An 18369-nucleotide genomic window follows, 5' to 3' on the forward strand; every position below is an offset into this window, starting at 1 on the left:
GGCCGGCCGCGACGGTCGGGTGGGGCATGCCGAAGAACATCGTCGTCTTCTCGGACGGCACGGGGCAGGAAGGCGGGCTTCGCGAGGAGCAGCGGCTGAGCAACGTGTACAAGCTCTACCGCGTCTGCCGGGTCGGGCCGGACAGCGGGATCGATCCGCGCGATCAGGTCGCCTTCTACGACGCGGGTCTCGGGACGGACGCGGGCGCGAGGGGGTTCACAGGCGCGTACCGCCGGCTGCTGAAGCTGCTGTCCTCGGTGACGGGCCTGGGCATCACCAGGAATATCGCCGATTGCTACGAGTTCATCATCAATCACTACGAGCCGGGGGACCGCATCTTCCTCGTGGGCTTCAGCCGGGGCGCCTATACGGCCCGCTGCGTCGCCAACGTCCTGTTCCTGTGCGGGGTGCCGACGACCACGCCGAAGGGGTTCCTGCCGCGCTTCCGCAAGGCGACCCGGGATATCGCCGACGAGGCGGTGATGAAGGTCTACGAGTACGGGGCAGGCTCGCCGCGGGGCGGCGACTACGAGAAGGACCGGTTCGAGCTCGCGAGGCGGTTCCGGCGGAACTACGGATCGGGCGACGACCTCTCGTCGAACGTGGCGCCCCACTTCATCGGCGTGTTCGACACCGTAGCATCGCTCGGCGCCACCGGACCAAAGTGGTGGGGCATCGCGGCCGGCCTGACGATCCTGGCCGCGCTGGTTGCCGCAGTGCCCGCCGTCCTCTCCGACCTGGCGTTCGGGACCGGCTATTGGCGCCCCTTCGGCGTCAGCCTGGCGCTGATCGGGGCCGTCGTCCTGTGGCGTTGGCTTCCGACAGCGGTCAAGACCATCACCAATTCCCCGGTGAACGGGAAGACGCGCCGGCACATCGCCCAGTGGCGCTCCGGGAACTACGACCAACTCCTCAGCGGCCACGTCGGATATGCCCGGCACGCCCTCGCCATCGACGAGACCCGCGCCGACTTTCCTAGGGTCAAGTGGGGCAGCCGGGACGGCGTACGGAAGAAGGTCGTGGGCGAACCCGATCCGCTCGTCCAGATGTGGTTCGCGGGCAACCACTCCGACATCGGGGGGAGCTATCCCGAGGCCGAAAGCCGGCTCTCGGACATCGCCCTGGACTGGATGGTCGGCCAGGCGACCAAGATCCCCGATCCGCTGATCGTCGACGGGATGGAGCCCGGGAAGCCCGGCACGGGGCGACTGCACCTGCACCCGGCCTTCGACGGCATGCAGCACTGCGAGGTCGCCGGGATGCACGACATCATCGCCGGGCTGTTCCCGGGATGGCTGTCCCGTCGTCTGGGATGGCTTGGCTGGCCGGTGAAGGTCCGCGAGATCCAGGAGGACGCCCTTGTCCATCCGAGCGTTCGGCAGCGTTTCGGGCTGGCTGAGGTGACCCAATGCGCCGGCAGGGGGCCATACAGGCCGCAGGCGCTCGCAGGCCATCACGAGTTCAAGGGCGGCTATCCGGGGGCACAGGCACCGGGCGAATCGCCGACCACGAAGCTCGCATGACCACGGGACGGCCACCGGCACGCCCCGAAGGGTGTAAGCTTGACTGGCCGATTCGGCACCCCCTCGCTCGAACAGCCTGAACGGCCCCCGTGGAATGGCGAAGGTCGACTATCATCGGAATGCCCTACGCATTCTCTTCATCCTGGTGCGGGGCAGCCGGCCCTACACGGGCGAGCCCGTCGAGGGTTACGACCGGGTTTTCCGGGGCGAGACCAAGGTCCAGGCGCTCGATTTCTGGATGCGCTATCCCGACTACCTGGCAGACGAACTGCTGACCCTCTACGAGGCGACGCGGGATCGGGCGCACCTGGACGAGGCGGGGCGGATCTTCGCCGACGAGGAGCCCGACCTGCGCCGCGTGCCGATGCTGCGCCGGTATTTCGGTGCCTACGAGCCGCTCGACACGGTACTCGGCATCCTCAAGCTTCGCGGTCTCGTCCTACCCCGCTCCCGCCAGATGGAGACGGGCAACGACGAGCACGACTTCCTCGTCGGCGAACGGGCGCCCGCGTTGCTGGAGGAGGCGGTGGCCGCCCTTCCGGAGCTCGGGTGGTACGATCGCCGCGTCGACCTCGTGCTGGGCGTCGCCGGGGGCCGCGGGGGCTATGCCCTCAAGGCCTGCCAGCACCGGCAGAAGGAATACCACGACGCGGCGGCCGGCGACCTGATCCCGACCACGGCCGAGCGGGTCAGGAAGCGGCTTGAGCGACTGAGAGGGGATGCTTGATGGCCGACGACGGCAAGCCGACCGACGCGACCACCTTGCTGACGAAGATCGCCGAGAAGGCGGGTCGGAGCGTCGAGGACGTCCGCTCCATCCTCGCGAGGCACGGGGTCGCATACAAGCCGTCCATCGCCGTGCCGAAGCACCTGTGCGTCACGTCCATCGCCTTCACGGGCGAGAAGAGGGGCGAGACGGCGCCCGGGCCGGTGAACTTCGAGTGGCGGGACCTTGCCCCGGGCCTCCGGGCGATCATCAGCGACCGGAATTTCCGGGGAAAGACCACCCTCCTGGGGCTGATGCGTTGGGGCCTGACGGGACGCCGCGGGAAAGGCATCCCCACCGAGTTCGCGGAGACCTTCCATACGCTGACGATGGCCTTCACCCTCGACGGTCAAGCCTACGAGGTCGAGGTCGCCGACGCCGTCGAACAGGTCGGCACGCTCTGGCGCATCGAGGGCGGCAATCGCCACGGGCTGGATACGTTCGCGTCCGACGAGGGCTTCGAAGCCGTGATGTCGGGCTTCTTCATGGGCCAACTGGGGCTCCAGATGCTCGTCACCCACGCCGACCGCGGGGACAAGGGCGTCGACCAGCCCCACGATTGGGTCTGGCTGTCGGGGGCGATGGTGATCGAGCCGGCTCCCGAGAACCTGTTCGGCAGCTACCAGGCGCTCGGCTCGCGCATGATGCAGATGTACCTCGGCGTGCCGTGGACGAACGCTGTCAACGACGTCCAGGCGGCCAAGACCAGGATCGAGATCGAGGCGCGCCAGGCGGCCGCGGAGCTTGAGCGCACGCGGGGGCGCCGCAAGACGAGGATCGAGGAAATCGACGACGAGATTGCCGGCCTGCGCCGCAAGCTGAAGGGACTGCCGAGCGCCGAGGGTCAGCGGGCCGACCTAGCGGAGGCGAACCGCCGGTTCGCGGAGGCTCAGGGTCGCCTTCGTTCGGCGGTGCGCTCCATGGCCGTGGCGTCCGAGGACCGGGAGGCCGCGAAGCACGCCTACGACGCCGCTCGAAGGGACCTGCGCGAGTTCAAGGAAGGCCGGGCGGCCAAGACGGTGTTCCGTTCGTTGGACCCGGTCTGCTGCCCTCGCTGCGACGAGGTGTTCGACGAGGAACGCAAGCAAGCCAACCATCAGGACCACACTTGCGTGGTTTGCGGCACTCTTGAGCAGTCCGAAGGCAACCCGGCCCAGCGCGAGGCTGGTCTGAAGGACGCCGTGGCGGACGCGGAGTCGAGACTGACGTCGCAGGACCGCCGCAAGGCGGCGCTCACGGAGGCCATGGACGCGGCCCGGGCCGACATGCGCGGGGCCGAGGCGACGGCACGGAGCCTCGAAGCGGCCCTCGCCGAACCGTCCTCGGCCTATCCGTTGGAACTGGAACTTGCGAGGATGGAAGCGCGCCGGGAGGAGCTCGGCGTCGACGAGGCGCAGCCTTCGGGCGACGCCGACGATCAGCAGGTTCTCAAGGTCGCCGAGAAGGTGACCCAGGCGGCCTTCAAGCCCCTGCAGGACGAACTGCTCGACGAGGTGTCCGTCCTGATCAAGGACTATGCGGTCCGGTTCGGGGTCGAGAGCCTTGAGGAGGCGAAGCTCCTCGGCAACACGAACCTCAGGATGCGTAAGAACGGCGGAACGGCCTGGTTCGGGACGCAGACCGACGGCGAGAAGGCGCGCCTCAAGATCGCCGCCACCCTCGCCATCATCAAGGTGGCGGAGCGGCGTGGCCTCGGTCGCCATCCCGGGTTGCTGCTGATCGATTCCCCCGGCTCGAACGAGATGGTGGACCGCGACTACTCCAACCTGATCGCCGGACTGGCCGAGGTAGCCCGCGAAATCCCGCACCTGCAGGTGTTTGTGACCGCCGCCAGCAGCGAGACCATCCTGGGGCATGTGCCTCGCGAGCGCCTGCTGTACGCTGAGGGGGACAAGTACCTTTGGTGAGACCGTGCAGGCACTCGACGCCAGGATGGAAGCGGCGCTCTGCGACGGCCGGACGCCCGTGGCCGCGGAGTTTGGCGGTCTAGCCGCGATCCTCGCCTCGGCGGACGGCGTCGCGCGTTCGCACTTCGCGCCCGAGTACATGGCGCTGGTCCTCGACGAGGCCGACCTCGGCGACCCCGACGTCCAGGCCTTCTCGCGCGACGTCGTCGAGCGTCTCGACAGCGACATCGGCATCAACTCGCTCGTCGACATGGTGGCCGAGCGGCCGCCCCTGCCCGAGGCGGTCGAGGCCACCTGGTTCGGGCGCTGGCTCGAACTGGCTCGGGATCGCCAAGCCGCCACGAGCGCGCGGACGGCCGCCTTGCGGGGCGCCCTCCTCACCAAGCGGCAGAGCGCCCGACGTTCCCTCCGCCTGGCGGCGTTCATCGCCGATTGCGTCGTCGACGACGAACCCGCGTTCCTGGCGCACGCCGCGCGGATCGCGGGGCTGCTGCATGCCGAGAGCCCGAACGAGGCGCTCGTCGAGTTCCTCAGAGACCTGCTCGACGTCGCCGGTGCCGCCGACGAGGCGTCGTTCGAACTCGGCATGGAACGGGTTGGACGCGCCCTCCAGGCGGCTTCCGGAGGCGATGTCCTGGCACGACTGCGCGAGGCGCGGGAACGGTTCGACGCCTCCGCAGCAGGCCGGGAGGCGCGGGCCGACGCCCGCGTGCTGTCGCTGGCGGTTGGGTTGCTCGACGACTTCTTCGAGGAACGCGTCGACGGGTGGACGGAACGCCTGGAGGAGCTCCGGCGGGAGGCGTTTGCCTACTCGGCCTATTCGGTACAGGCGGAGGACTTCCTAAACGGAGCCAAGGAGGCGGAGGTCTCGGCCTGGGCCTCGCTGGCGGTCAGGCTCGGGTCGCTCGCCCCCAGCCTCGACGAGCCGGCATGGTGGAACGCGACGCACATCATCGAGAACGAGTTGCTCGCCGTCTACTCGGCGAACCGAACCCTCTTCCGACGGTCGGATGACGGTGGCCTCGATTGGCTGGTCCGTCCTCGGATCGAGGGCTACTACGCCCGGCATCGAGGCCAGCTCTACGCCTTGAGGGGCTGGCTCAAGGCCCGGGGCGCCTCGGAGCTCGGCACGGCCGCGGCGGAGTTGATCGCCAGGACCGATGCGGCCCTGGGCAGGGGGGACGACCCGGACCCTCGTGGGGCGGCGGCCGATGGCCCCACGGTCGCCGCCGTCCTTGAGCAGGGCAAAGAGCCGTACGAGCTCCAAGAGAGGTTCCTCCGGGATGTCATCGCCGACGTGAACTACGTCGAGTTCAAGCAAATAACACCGCCCGTCATGGAGGCGGTTCAGACCGTCCTGCACGCCTTCGAGGGTCTCCCGTATTTCGACAACCCGAACGTCAGGGTTTTCGTGCGGGCGGTCGTGGTCAAGACGCTGCTGTTCCTCAAGAGCCGTATGGACCCGAGTCCTGGCGTCGACCCGACCGTCAGCTACCTCTTCATTCGAGAGGGGGAGCCAAACCCCCTGGAGAAGTTCCTTCAGCAGGACTTCATGCGGTTCTGGCAAACCTCGATGCTCGGCTCGGTGGATGAGGTTCGAGGCATCGCGGCGGGACGGGCCGACGTCATGCACCAATTCGAGGGCATCCGGTTCATCACCGAGATCAAGCGGGAGGAGGAAGATGCGTCGTTTGAGAACCTGATCGCCTCCTACGGGGCGCAGACCACCCTCTACCAGAACACCAACATCCCCATCGGGATACTCCTGGTCCTGGACCTGACAACCCGGGACGGCTTGTCGGAGCACTTTAGGACGCTCTACCGGACGGAGGTCGGCGACCTTCTGCGGAACGGCACAACCCGGGGAGTTCTGGTCGTGAAGGTGCCGGCACGGAGGGTCGATCCGAGTACGGCCACGGCGGAGGCCGTCCGCAGGATCTCCAAGGCGAGGACGGCGGCCAAGCGAGCCGGCAAGCCGGCCGCGAAAGCCAATGCTCCCAAGAAGGGCGGGACGACCACCAAGGTCGCCGCGCCCCGGCCGGCGAACCGCCGCGGACAACGCAAGACCGACGGGACACCCGGCGTCGGCACCTAGTCCGACCGATCAGCGGACAGGTGACGCGTCCTCGGCGGGGTCAACGCCGCATGCGGGCCCTGAACTCCAGCTTCCGGCGGCGCAGGCCGGTCGCCGACTTCATGAGGAACGCGTCGAGCGCGAGGGTCCGCCGCTCCGCCTCGACCTCAAGGAGACCCGCGACCGAGGGCTCGGCCTCGGCGTAGAGCAAAGCCGCGAACCTTGCCCGTACGGTCCTCGACACGACGCCGGCATCGTCTTCCGCGTCCCGCGGCAGGACCGTCCGCTCAGGGATTTCGGCGAAGGAGCGCCAGATGTCGAACGCTGTCCTGTCATCGTCGACCAGGAGCATCCGGCTTGTCTCGGGCGTCACCGGCAGGTACCGGCGCGACCAGAGACGGTCCTCGTCGCCGGGCTCCCACTCAGCGACCACCCGCTCGTAGAAGGCCCTGAACTCCCCGCAATCGTACCTGTCCGGCGCGGTCGCCTCGAAGAACAGCCCGCCCTCGCCGAGGCGGTCGATGTCGCCCGGGGTCGGGTAGGCGCCGAACCGTAGGAACCGCGCGTACCCGGCCTTGTCCCAGGCGTCGCCCTCGGCGGTCAGGCCGGGCTCGCCGACGTAGGTCACCGGATCGAGCGTGAAGACCATCCTCAGACCGCCGCGGCGGTCTGGGTCGGCGATCACGCCAAGACCGACATCCTGGCAGATCGCGCAGTGCGTGCGGCCCAGGGGCGTCAGCTTGGGGCGGGCAAAGAACAGCGCGTTCTCCTCGCCGTCCTCCCATTCGCCCCGGGACACGCTCGCCTCGGCGTGCCCCACCATCCGGGTCAGCAGCGGGACGACCGGCGTGTTGCCGCCATCGTGCATGGAAGCGGTCGGCCCGTGGAAGACCATCTCGCCAGCCTTGTCGTCGAACCCGAGCTCCAGCCGGCGCGCCTCGGGGAAGAACCGGGAAAGCTCGAAACGGCGTCCGGGGTTTGAAAGGTGATCCGCGACCCGGTTGATGTCCCCGGCAAGCTCCGCGTCGGGGTCGAGCTCCGGCTCGGCGCGGAACTGCTCCAGGAAGGCCCCGACCGCCTCGGCCAATTCGGCGAGCAACGCTCCCTCGTCGGCCGCATGCCCTTTCTGGCGGGCGTGGCGCGCGATGGCCTTCACGTGGTCCACGTGGGCGCCGATGCCGGTCGAGAGCCGTTTCGTGACTTCGCCGCCGGCCATCTCCACGTCCGTTAGGTAGAAGCGGCCCGTGGCGCTCGGCTGGCTCGCGCGCCCGGCGCCCACCAGCACCTTCGTTGGCTGTAGTCCGAAGCGCCGCAACATCGACGTCACGGTGCGCGTCGCCGCCAGCGCCTGGTCCCGGGACAGCTTGCGCGGCCCCTTCCAGCCGCTTTTCGGCTTCGTCATCTCGGCGGCCAAGGCCAGCAAGGCGGCCGGGCTGGTGCTCCCCAGGACACGGTCCATCATTGCCTTCACGGTTCCGGCGACATCGTTCGTCATGGTTGGGCTCCTCGCCATTCGATGACAGGGAGCATGCGGCTCGACGCGACCGACCGCATTAAGAATATGCCATAAGCCCGATTGCGCAGATTGGCATAAAGACGACAGCGTGTTTGGCTTAGCGTGGCCTGGAACTGGCCACGCTCTCGGCTGGACCATCACCGCATCGGCCCCAGCGGCCTCATGCGGACCTCTTCATGTCGACCCCAGCCTCGCTCCGAAATCGCCTCACCGCCGTTGCGGTCCGGCTCAACCACCTCGCCGTGGTCGCCTACCCTTGGGTGAGGCGCGCGCGGGGTTGCCTGCGTCTCATTCAAGCCGTCACCGGCCATCCCGACCTGTGGGACCTGGGCCTAGATTGAGGCCCCCGCACGCCCGTGTCCGTCGTGCAAGAGGTATCGAGTGCCGCTACCCGATACCCGCTGCCGGAGTCGCATTCGCCGTAGTCATTCCCCTCGTGGGCACCGTTCAGGTGCCGTGCATCTGTGGATCCCCGAGGTCCAGGCTTGCGTAGGCACCACACTCGCGACAGGGTCGCCGCCCCTCAGGAGTCAACGCCATGAAACCCGCAGACCAGCACCCAACTGACTGACCCCGGAGTGCCGCCGCGTGCCGAGCCTCCGCATTCCGCGAGGCTCCGATGCCCTCCAGAACCCTATTTTCGAGCGACCACCATTTCGGACACCGGGCCCTGGTGGGCGAACGGATGTCCACGCGCCGCCCGTTCGCCTCCATCGAGGAGCACGACGAGACGCTGATCGCGAATTGGAACGCCGCGGTTCGCCCCGAGGACACCGTCTGGCACCTCGGCGACTTCTGCTACCGCTGCAGCGAGGACTACGCCCGCTCCGTGTTCGGCCGCCTAAGAGGCCGCCGCCGTTTCCTCGTGCGCGGCAACCACGACAAGATCGGCGCCCGCCTGCCCTGGGACGATGTCGTCGACGTCGCGCGGGTCGTCGTCCAGCAACCGGACGGCACGCCCCAGGGCGTTTGGCTGAGCCACTACGCCCACCGCGTCTGGCCGCGCATTCACCGCGGCGACCTGCACCTCTACGGGCATTCCCACGGCACGCTGCCGGGCACCGCGGCCAGCACCGACGTCGGCGTCGATTGCTTCGGCTTCCGACCCGTTACCATCGATGAGATCCGGACCCGGCTGGCTGAGAACGCCCAGGCCGCGGCTGGCGTACGGTGAACGCTTTCCGCCAGTTCTGGGCGCAAACGGGACTCCGGCGTGGCGAGGCCCGAGTGTTGCTCCCCCGACCTATACCGGCTTGACGAAGTCGGCTTCGGTTGCCAGTTTGTTCCATCCCTGGGCGGTCGTCCGTCCCATCGCGAGACCTCAGTGTTCCATCTCCTGCGCCTCATACGGATAGCGCCGGCCGCCGGCCGAACCTCGCTTTCCCACCACGCCCTGCAGGGGGCCTGACCGACGTTTGGCGTCCGGCAGCCCCGAGAGAGGCTGCCTTGACCGACGTCATCTCCGACCATTCCGACGCCCGTACCGCATCCGGCCGTACACCTTCCCAATCCTTCACCGCGCCACCGCCCGACACCGAAGATCCCGCCCGCCAAGTCGGAGAGATCTTCCGGCGCCTGAGCGGCTGCCATGCCACCTACGGCGAGACCGGCTTCGCTCGGGTCGTCGCCGCCGTCCTCGTCGCCCTCGGCAGGGCCGCGATGGAGGAGTCCGAGCGGCAAGCCCGCCGCCTGAGGGAGCGGACCGCACCGGCCGGCCCCGGCGTCAGGGTCTCCGCGACGGCCCGCCGGGTCGACTTCGACGGCTGGGACCCCGGCGAACGCGACTGACCCCGCAAGCGGATCATCCGAGGAGCACCTCATGCCCGACAGCTTGAAACCGATACCGCACGCCGCGGGCCATCTTCCGAGCCCGCTGGCCATCCTCTCCCTCACCCCATCCGAGACACCCGCAGGGCCTTGACCGGCGCGCATGGTCGCGCGCGGCGGCCCCATGCCGGAGGCCGCTATGAACTCCAAGAAGACGCCTGCATACACGCTTCACGACCTCGCCCGGCGCACTGCCCGCGCAGCCGATGAAAAGGGCTACCTCGACCTCGGCGCGGCACCGTTCGAGCCTGCCTCGCCCGAGGAGACCCATGCCGCATTCCTCGACGAGAACACCGTCCCCCGGATGCTCGCCACCGCGATGCTGGTGGAGGCTCTGTCCGAGCGCGAACAGGCCGCCATCGGCGTCCGTAACGGCCTCGCCGTCGTGGTCGAAGTCGCCCATCCCGAGATGGTCGCGCCGGTCGCCGATGCCCTCCGCACCGCGGGCACCTTCTCCGAAATCCTACAGCGCTCGGGCAGCAACAGGTCGCAAGATCGCGCTGATTTCGGTTGCGACAAGGTCGCCAACCTGCTCGGGGCCGGCGCCAATGTGGCCGGCGTCTCCCCGTCGCCCACGCGCTACCTGCCCTCGACCCTGACAGCGGCCGCCGACATGCACCTGACCCTCGGCGCTCCCACGCCCAGGGCAGTCAGGTCGATCATCGGGCTCGTCACTGGACGTCAGCCCCGGAAGCTGCCGCCGCTCGCCGGCCTGACCTTCCTCGACGTCTGCGCCGCCATTCGCCGCAACTCCTCGGCCGCGACCTGCGCGAAGCGGCTCGCTGCCATGGCCGCCGCCAAGCTGGCCGTAGTCGCCACGAACGACGCCCCGCCGCTGGAGCAAATGCACGGGCTTGGCGAGGCCAAGGAGTGGGGGCTGGCCCTGGCCGCCGCGGTCGAGGAATGGCGCTCCGGGAGGCCCTGGGAGAGCCTGCCCGACAAGTCCGTAGTAATCGGTGGCCCCCCGGGGACCGGCAAGACCAGCTTCTGCGTAAGCCTTGCCAAGAGTCTGAAGCTACCCCTTCACATCACCAGTGCTTCAGCGTGGTTCAGCGCCAACGGCGGGTACCTCGGAGACGTGATCGCAGCCATCAACTCGGCGTTCACGAACGCCTCCGCCAACGGGCCCGCGGTCCTGTTCATCGACGAGCTCGATGCCGTACCGAACCGGGATACCCTGGATAGCCGGCACCAAAGTTTTTGGACCCCCGCGGTGACGGCCCTGCTGCTGGCCCTGGACTCCGCGGCGTCGAGCAGCGCCAACCTCGTCGTGGTCGGAGCGACGAACTATCCTGACCGTCTGGACTCGGCACTCGTCCGTCCCGGCCGCCTGAACCGCGTCCTGAACATTCGCATGCCGGATGCCGACGCCATCGTCGGGATTCTTCGGCAGCACCTGGGCAACGCGCTCCCGGAAGCTGACCTGACCCCTTTCGGCATCCTCGGGGGCGGTGCCAGCGGTGCGGACATCGCCGGTTGGGCCAGGGCCGCCAAGGCGGCGGCCCGCTCCGCCGGCCGCGCGGTCGCGATGGACGACGTCGTCCGCCAGGTCTGCCCGCCCGAGACGCGCCCGCCTGAGACCGTCCGGGCCATCGCACGCCACGAGGCGAGCCACGCCGTTCTCGGGGTGGTGACCGCCACGGGCGAGCTTGAGGTCGTGACCGTCGTCGAGCGCGGCTCGTTCGCCGGCTGCACGAACGTGCGCCTGCAAAACCCCGCCATGATGACCTCCGCGCAGGTGGACGCCCTGGCGGTGACCCAACTCGCCGGCAGGGCGGCCGACGAGATCTGGGGCGAGCCGACCTGCGGCGCCGGCGGCGAGCGGTGGAGCGACCTCGCCGTCGCCACCGAACTCCTCGCAACGAAGGCCGCTTCCTGGGGGCTCTCGGGCTCCATCCTGTACCGAGGTGACCGGGCGGAGGCGCAGGCCCTGATCCGCGCCGACGGCAAGTTCAGGGAGGGGGTCGAGCGCGACCTGAACCGCCTCTACGCCCGGGCCCTCCGCCTCGTCCGCGAAAACAGGGACCGCATCGAGCGCGTCACCGACCTGCTGGTCGAGCGCCGCGTGCTCGGCGGGGCGGAGGTGAGCGCGATCATCGCGGACACCCCGCCCACGCCCGTTCACGGGGTCGAGGACACGGCGGGAGGTCTCCATGCCTGAGGACGTCGACGCCCGCATCGCCGAGGTCGTCATGGGTCTGGTGCGCCTGTCCCGCCTCCTGCCGCCCGACGACATGGACAGCCTGCTCGGTGCCGTCGCCGTCGAGGTCGAGACCGGGATGGAACTCGTCGAGGAACGCCGTCTCAGCCGCCGGGGAGACGGCAACGTCGTGGCCTTCCCCGGACCCCGGGGGCCGTGAGCGGAGCCCGGGGTCCGCACCGCGTTGTCCACAGGCTTGTCGGGCCAATCCATGCGGCCAGGGGCTTTTTAATCTGTCCTCAGCCTGGGCGGTGGCATCGTGCCTTCGCCGCCCCAACATCGATCCATCGGCCAGCACGTGGCCCAACCGGAGGAGAGCAAGCATGCCCTGCATATTAGCCCGCTCCTTCCGGTCCGGCGGCGCCCGAATAGCGGCGGTCTTACCCTACCGGAACTGACCTCGGAGCGTCCTACGGGCGCCCGAACCTTCGTGATGACCCGAAGGCCCGCCCCGTGACGGGGCGCGGTGTCTCGCTCTCTTCCTGGCAGGTGACCTCGATGTTCAATCGCCACTCCATCCTCGCCGACCTCTGCGCCGGTCGCCCGACCCTGTTCTCGGCCCCGGCCCTCGTCGCCCCCAAAGGGTGACAGGCTAGTCCCGGCCAAAGGGGGACACGGGAACAGTCGCGCAAGCGGCTCCCGATCTCGTCGGCATCGACTATTCCTGGACCGAGCCCGCAAGGAAGCCCCGTTCGCGCAAGCACGGGCCCTCGGCCGGGAACCTGCCCGATCCGGTCCGGCGCCGGACCCACGGTTTCGACAGCGAGTCCGAGCGCACCGTCATCACGGTCCTCGCCTCGTTCTCGACGGTCCGGGCGATCCGCGAGCAGGTGAAGGCCGAATACCGGCGGGACGGCGTCAAGCACGTCTACTTCATCGACGTCGTCGTCGAGCACCGCTGCGGCCATCGCAAGGCTTACGCGGTCAAGGACACGGCGAAGGCGGCGCTGGAGGACGACACCGCAGGCAAGCTGCGGCTCATCTGCGAGCAGGACACTGCCGGGCTCGCCGATGACTACAGGCTGGTGACCTTCGCGGGGCTCGACCCGGCGGCGGTCGAGAACGCCAGCCTGATCGCACGCTGCGGCGCGGAGCAGGACCGCGAGGCCTGGGAGGGGGACCGCGCGATCCTCCCGGGGCTGCCGGGCACCGTCACCGCCGCCGGCCTCGGCGAGGCGTCGGGATACGGCGTCCGGGGAATGCGGGCGGCCTTCGCCCTCATCCCGGCCGGGCTCCTCAGGAACCCGCCCGGCGAGCGCCTCCACATGCATACGCCGCTAACCAACGGATCAAGCCTGCTGAGCGCTAACCACGCCGCTTAACAGCCCCTGCAGAGCGTGCCGGGAGGATGTCCTTTACAGGACCCCTCCCGGTGCTTGGAGAGAAGAGACCAATACATGGCTAACAAGCGCCTCTACCTCACGCTCAACGACCGCGTCCGGCGGAACGGCGAGTGCTACAGGCCCGCCGAGCGTCTCGAACAGGCCTGGGTGCTGATGCATGTCGTCGACGGCGCCATGCTCGTCGACGACGACGACTCGTGGCACCTGACCGACAAGCGCCAGCAGGAACTTCGGGATGCGAGGATCATCGCCGTCGACGAGAATTACTTTTCGGCTGCCGGGAGGGACCTCGCCGCGCGCGACGACGACCTGCTCCTGCACGATCTGACCGACGCCGAACTGCGGACCATTGCCTGGAAGGTCGAATGGTGCACGCGCTGGAACCGGGCCCGCGCCGGCCTCGACGGACGCGACCGGAAGCCGGTCCTCACGCAGAAGGGTCTCGCGGCCTTCATCGAGGACGAGCGCGAGGCCATGCATCGCTGGTATCTCGGCAGGTACCGGATGCCGCGTCCCCCCGGGCGCGACATCGTAGGGTTCGAACGCAAGACCTACGACTACCCGGGTCCGTCGACCCTGAGGGAATGGCTCGCCGAGTACGAGGACGCGGAGTTCCGTTCGAGCGCCTTCAAGCCGGGCTACGGCCGGTGCGGGAACAGGAGGCAGCTCGACGCCCGGGTCCTGGAGATCATCGAGCGGCGCGTCGAAGGGTACGTAAGCCGCGCGGACATCTCCAAGGATCAAGTCTTCATGGATGTCGATGCCGCCGTCCGGAAGCTCAACGTTGAGCTTCCGGACGGAGCGAAGCTGTCCGTGAACGAGCGCGCCGTCCGGCGCCGCATCAACAAGCTGCCGCCGCTCATCGTGGATGCAGGCCGGCTCGGGAAGGAGGTCGCTGGACGCAAGTACACGCCGACCGGCGAGGGGCTGCGGACCTACGACGGGCTTGAGGTGATCGAGCGGATGGGCCGCGTCGAGATGGACGACTGGGAGATGGACCTCTTCGCCATCCTCAACGACGCGGAAGTCTACGATAAGCTGACCCCGGAGGCGCGCGACATCGCGAGGAAGATCGACGCCAAGGTCCGTTGCACCGTCACGGCCGGCATCGACGTCGTCACGCGCTGCATCGTCGCCCTGAACGTCACGCCCGGCAAGCCGTCCACGATGGGTTCCCGGCGTGCCCTCCACTCGATGTTCATCGACAAGTCCGGCTGGGCCAGGCTCGCGAAGGCTACGTCCGGATGGCCGATGACGGCGACGCCGCGCGAGATCGCCACCGACGGCGGCCCCGCCTTCGAGGGCGAGTTCCGCGATGCCGTGGGGCGCTGCGTCATCACCCACCGCTACCCCGGCGGCAACCCCACCTCGCGCGGGCACATCGAGTCGTTCTTCCGGACCTTCAAGCGGTTCTGCCAAATGTTCACGGGCCAGGCCTTCGCCAACGTGGTCAAGCGCGGCGACTACGAGGCCGAGGAGATGGCTAGCGTCATGGCCCACGAGGTCGAGCTCCTGCTCGTCCGCTTCATCGTCGACGACTACCACCGGCGGCCCCATTCGGGCCTCGGCGGCATGAGCCCGCTTTCGGTCTGGGAACGGTCGTCCAACGACCTTCTGCCGCCGCCGGACGAGGTGCAAAGGCACGTGGCTTTCGGCATCCGCAAGCGCAACCTGCGCATCCGGGCGCCGGGCATCACGTTCATGCACGTGCCCTACAAGCATCCGAAGATGGGCCTCCTGCACGGCGCGGTAGGGCGTCGGGAGCTGACCGGCGTCATCAATCCCAACGACCTGGGCACCATCCTGGTGCTGGTGCCGGAGGAAGCTAGGCGCACCATCGGCGCCGCGGGCGACTTCATGGAGTTCAAGGCGGAAAAGTTCCGCGGCGTGCCGCTGACGAGGCTTGAGCATTACAACGACGAGCTCAAGCGGTTCGCCGCCGAGGAGGCCGCCGCCGGGCGCAGTGTCAGGTACGCGGCGCGGCAATTCATCATGCGGGCGGCCGAGGAGGCCCGCATCCGGGCCGGCGTCCCGTCTGACATCCTGACGAACGAGCAGCAACTCGCTGTCCTGGACCGGGTGGAGCGGGCCAGCGAGCGGTCCTGCGTCCCCCGGCCCAAGCCCGAGGGGGCGCCGATGTCCGCCGCGGACGAGCCCGACACCCTGGGCGTGTCCATCGCGAGGAAGCCCGGCTCGGGTCGGGTCGCCGATCCGGCCAAGCCGGCCAACCGCAAGTCCGTCAACCGCTACCGCGACGAGGAACGCTGATGACCACGCAACTCGATGCCATCGCCGAACCTGCCATGAACGAGGACGACTACTTCCGAGGCGTCAGCGCCGGCATGCCCGAGAGCAGCCAGCGCGTGATCGACGGCCTTGCGAAGGTGAAGTCGGTCTACGTGAAGTGCGACCGCGACAACGCCCTCCTAACGGGGTTCAACCGCTACCTGGAGCGCTACGTCGCCACGCGTCGGCTTCCGCGGCAGGAGGCTGAGTGCTTCTTCCTCGTCGGGGAGAGCGGCGCCGGCAAGACGGCCGCCATCGGGCGCTTGCTGCGCGAGCACGCGGCGCTGCGGCCCGTCGAAACGCCCTACGGGCTCAAGCCGCGCTACGTCTCGATCAAGCTCAAGGGCTACAGCCACCCCCGTCTTGTCGGAACCCAGATCATCCGGGAGGCCGGATATGGGATGGTCGGGAAGATGGGGCGCGGCGAAGCCTGGGACAGGATGGCCGGCATCCTGCAATCCCAAGGGGTGTTCCTCGTCCACATCGACGAGGCCCAGCACCTGCTGAAGAGGAACGCGTCGCAAGGCGAACGCGAGGAGCTTGCGAACGCCATCAAGGGCGTGGCCATCGATACGAAGTGGCCGGTCACGTTCGTCTTCTCCGGCCTGCCCGAGGTCTTGGGGCTGCCCGTCGGCGACCAGCAAGTCGAGCGCCGAGGCAACTTCATCGGTTTCGCCGACGTGGCGATCAACGACGAGAGGGACCTCGTCCTCGCCATCCTCTCCCAGATGGGCGAGCCGGTCGGCATCGGGTCGGATCACCTGAAGGATACGGACCTGCCCGAGCGGCTCGCCTTCGCTGCACGGTACCGCTACGCCCGCATCTGCCAGCTCGTCGAAGGAGCCCTGCAGGAGGCGCTCCACTGGCAGAGGACGAAGCTGACGCCGGGTCACTTCGCCGTCGCCTTCGAGCGTCGTTCCCTCGTCTACGGCAACGACGACAAGAACCCGTTCCTCGCCGTGCACTGGCGCGACTTGCGACAGGATTCGTTTCTGACCATCGACGATGCGCCGGCGCAATCGTCGTGACCGGCGCCGCGGACATCGAGCTGTCCGAGGACAGGTTCCTCAACCTCGGGCACCCCTTGCAGCCGAGGGAGCCGGCCATGGGCTACGCCGCCCGACTCGCCGCCCTCAACGGCGTGGACCTGCGCACCTTTCTCAGGGACATGCGGATCGACCTCGATGCCCTCGGGCGCGGGGACGACCACGCGCTGGACGCCCTGGCCCGCCTGCGCCGGCCGGCCCCGGCGAGCCGGGCCGACCTCGGTCGGCAGACGCCGTCGCACGCCGTCGGCGACAAGGTCGTCACCGTCGGAGGGAACAGGTTCCAGCCCGGAACGGTCCTGAACTCCGCGACGCGGGTCTGCCCGCACTGCGTCGCCGAGGATCTCGCCCTGTTCGAAGGCCCGGTGAGGGCGCGACCGTGGTTGAGGCTCGAATGGATGCTGGAACCGGTGAGGGTCTGCAGCCGTCACGGAACGGTCCTGCTGCATGTGGACGCCGACGAGACCCTCCGTGCCGGACATGACTTCTCGTCGACGCTGGAACGGCAAGTGCTCCCCGTGCTGGACCGGCTCAGAGCCGAGGCCGTGCCGGCCTCCGGAACGGCTTTCCCGGCTTGGTTCGTCGCCCGGCTCAACGGGGTGCGCGACCCGGGCAACTGGCTCGATGACGTTTCCCTGCACGCCGGCTCGGCCTTCTGCGAAGGGCTCGGGATCTCCGTCCTGCACGGTTCGGGCAAGCACCCGTCGGATATGGGTATGGAGGATCTCGCGCGGGCCGCGGAGGAGGGCTACCGGATCGCCTCGAAGGGGGCGTCGGCGGTCGGGGTCGTTCTGGACGACATCGTCGGACGGCAGCGCTTCGGCAAGCGCGGCTCGGTCGGCCACGAGAAGGTCTACGGACGTGTCCATGCGGTGCTGCGGGCGAATCTGAAGGACCTCAATTTTGATAAATTCCGCCACGCCCTGCGGGAGCACGCCTTCGCGAAGCTTCCGATCAGCCCGGGGACCGCATTCCTCGGGGTGCGCCTTGGCGAGCGGCGCGTGCACAGTCAGAGAAGCGCCGCGTTCTTGTCTGGCCGTTCGGACGCTGGGCTTCTCCGCTTGGTCGGCACCGAGCCGCAAGAGGATGGGCGGCGGCTCTGGATCGCCGTCGAGAAGTTCGGCACGATTGTCGCGAACGTGGAGGACCACCTCACCGCCAAGGACGTCGCCGCCAGAACCGGCTTCTCGGTCAAGCAGGTCGGACACCTTGAGGAGGCGGGATTGCTGACGGTCCTGCCCGAGGTTGAGCGGAACGCGGGCTCGAAGCGCCGCTTCCTCCGTCCGGACATCGATGCCTTCATGGCGAGGCTGTTCCGCAACGCCGTGCCCGTGGCGAACCCTTCCGAGCCGAGGATGACAATCGAGCGGGCGGCGCCCGGCCTCCGGGTCGGCACCGTCGAGATACTGAACCTCATCCTCGACGACCGGCTTGCCTGGGTGGGCCGCCATACGACCGGCGAACCGTACGACGACCTCCTGATCGACCGGGACGAGGTACTCAGGGTCCTCCAGGGCGCGGGCTCCGCCGACGACGTCACCGAGCCTGAGGCGGCCGCCATCCTGGCCGGCGTGGACCCGCGGAACCTGTGGCGCCTGGTCAAGGCAGGGTTGCTGGCATGGTCGCCCGGATACCGCCCGCGCGATCCGCGCTCGGTCAGGGCGTTCACCAGGGCGAGCGTCGAGGCGTTCGCCGCCGAGTACGCCACCCTCAAGGAGGTTGCCGCCTCCGCGGGGCTCGCTCCGTACCAGGCGATGCGCCGGCTTCAGGAAGCCGGCGTCAGGGATGCGGCGAGCTACGACCAGGTTCGGATGAAGCTGTACAGGCGCCGCGACCTGGCGGTCTGCCCAATGACCGCCGACGCCGCCTGAACCAGCGCTG

14 protein-coding genes are annotated in these 18369 nt (G+C 68.8%); 13 read left to right on the forward strand and 1 reads right to left on the reverse strand.

Annotation, left to right across the window (positions count from 1 at the left end):
* Nucleotides 1-26: 26 nt before the first annotated feature.
* The 4 genes from E4V01_RS07400 to E4V01_RS07415 all read left to right on the forward strand — a co-directional run bounded on the left by E4V01_RS07400 (nt 27) and on the right by E4V01_RS07415 (nt 6291).
* Nucleotides 27-1523 (forward strand): DUF2235 domain-containing protein, encoded by a 1497-nt coding sequence (locus E4V01_RS07400; protein WP_135297889.1) that lies wholly within the window; start codon nt 27-29, stop codon nt 1521-1523.
* Nucleotides 1524-1617: 94 nt separating this feature from the next.
* Complete coding sequence (locus E4V01_RS07405; protein ID WP_135297890.1) at nt 1618-2250, forward strand: hypothetical protein; 633 nt, start codon at nt 1618-1620, stop codon at nt 2248-2250.
* Nucleotides 2250-4196 carry a hypothetical protein gene (locus tag E4V01_RS07410; RefSeq protein WP_135297891.1) on the forward strand — a complete coding sequence of 649 codons (1947 nt, stop codon included), beginning with the start codon at nt 2250-2252 and terminating at the stop codon, nt 4194-4196. The genes E4V01_RS07405 and E4V01_RS07410 overlap by 1 nt, the downstream gene beginning before the upstream one ends.
* A gap of 4 nt (nt 4197-4200) precedes the next feature.
* Nucleotides 4201-6291: a hypothetical protein gene (locus E4V01_RS07415; RefSeq protein WP_135297892.1), complete on the forward strand. Its 2091-nt coding sequence runs from the start codon at nt 4201-4203 to the stop codon at nt 6289-6291.
* Between the two features lie 40 nt (nt 6292-6331).
* On the opposite strand, the gene E4V01_RS07420 is transcribed toward E4V01_RS07415, so the two are convergent.
* Nucleotides 6332-7765: a hypothetical protein gene (locus E4V01_RS07420; RefSeq protein WP_135297893.1), complete on the reverse strand. Its 1434-nt coding sequence runs from the start codon at nt 7763-7765 to the stop codon at nt 6332-6334.
* Nucleotides 7766-8405: 640 nt separating this feature from the next.
* Here E4V01_RS07420 and E4V01_RS07425 point away from each other — a divergent pair.
* From E4V01_RS07425 to E4V01_RS07460, 9 genes are all read left to right on the forward strand, one after another.
* Nucleotides 8406-8960 (forward strand): metallophosphoesterase, encoded by a 555-nt coding sequence (locus E4V01_RS07425; protein WP_135297894.1) that lies wholly within the window; start codon nt 8406-8408, stop codon nt 8958-8960.
* Between the two features lie 272 nt (nt 8961-9232).
* Nucleotides 9233-9574: a hypothetical protein gene (locus E4V01_RS07430; protein ID WP_135297895.1), complete on the forward strand. Its 342-nt coding sequence runs from the start codon at nt 9233-9235 to the stop codon at nt 9572-9574.
* 178 nt (nt 9575-9752) lie between these two features.
* Complete coding sequence (locus E4V01_RS07435) at nt 9753-11774, forward strand: AAA family ATPase (RefSeq protein ID WP_193763156.1); 2022 nt, start codon at nt 9753-9755, stop codon at nt 11772-11774.
* On the forward strand, nt 11767-11973 hold the full coding sequence (locus E4V01_RS07440; protein WP_135297897.1) for a hypothetical protein: 207 nt from the start codon (nt 11767-11769) through the stop codon (nt 11971-11973). Before E4V01_RS07435 ends, E4V01_RS07440 begins: the two co-directional genes overlap by 8 nt.
* A 293-nt stretch (nt 11974-12266) precedes the next feature.
* Nucleotides 12267-12401: a hypothetical protein gene (locus E4V01_RS26545; protein WP_256371247.1), complete on the forward strand. Its 135-nt coding sequence runs from the start codon at nt 12267-12269 to the stop codon at nt 12399-12401.
* A 242-nt stretch (nt 12402-12643) separates the two neighbouring features.
* Entirely contained in the window at nt 12644-13135 is a 492-nt protein-coding gene (locus tag E4V01_RS07445) for a hypothetical protein (protein ID WP_135297898.1), read from the forward strand.
* 75 nt (nt 13136-13210) lie between these two features.
* On the forward strand, nt 13211-15424 hold the full coding sequence (locus tag E4V01_RS07450; protein WP_135297899.1) for a hypothetical protein: 2214 nt from the start codon (nt 13211-13213) through the stop codon (nt 15422-15424).
* On the forward strand, nt 15424-16470 hold the full coding sequence (locus tag E4V01_RS07455) for an ATP-binding protein (RefSeq protein ID WP_135297900.1): 1047 nt from the start codon (nt 15424-15426) through the stop codon (nt 16468-16470). Before E4V01_RS07450 ends, E4V01_RS07455 begins: the two co-directional genes overlap by 1 nt.
* On the forward strand, nt 16467-18359 hold the full coding sequence (locus E4V01_RS07460; RefSeq protein WP_135297901.1) for a TniQ family protein: 1893 nt from the start codon (nt 16467-16469) through the stop codon (nt 18357-18359). Before E4V01_RS07455 ends, E4V01_RS07460 begins: the two co-directional genes overlap by 4 nt.
* Nucleotides 18360-18369 lie beyond the last annotated feature (10 nt).

This window comes from Methylorubrum sp. Q1 (genome assembly GCF_004683995.1).
Taxonomy (GTDB): domain Bacteria; phylum Pseudomonadota; class Alphaproteobacteria; order Rhizobiales; family Beijerinckiaceae; genus Methylobacterium.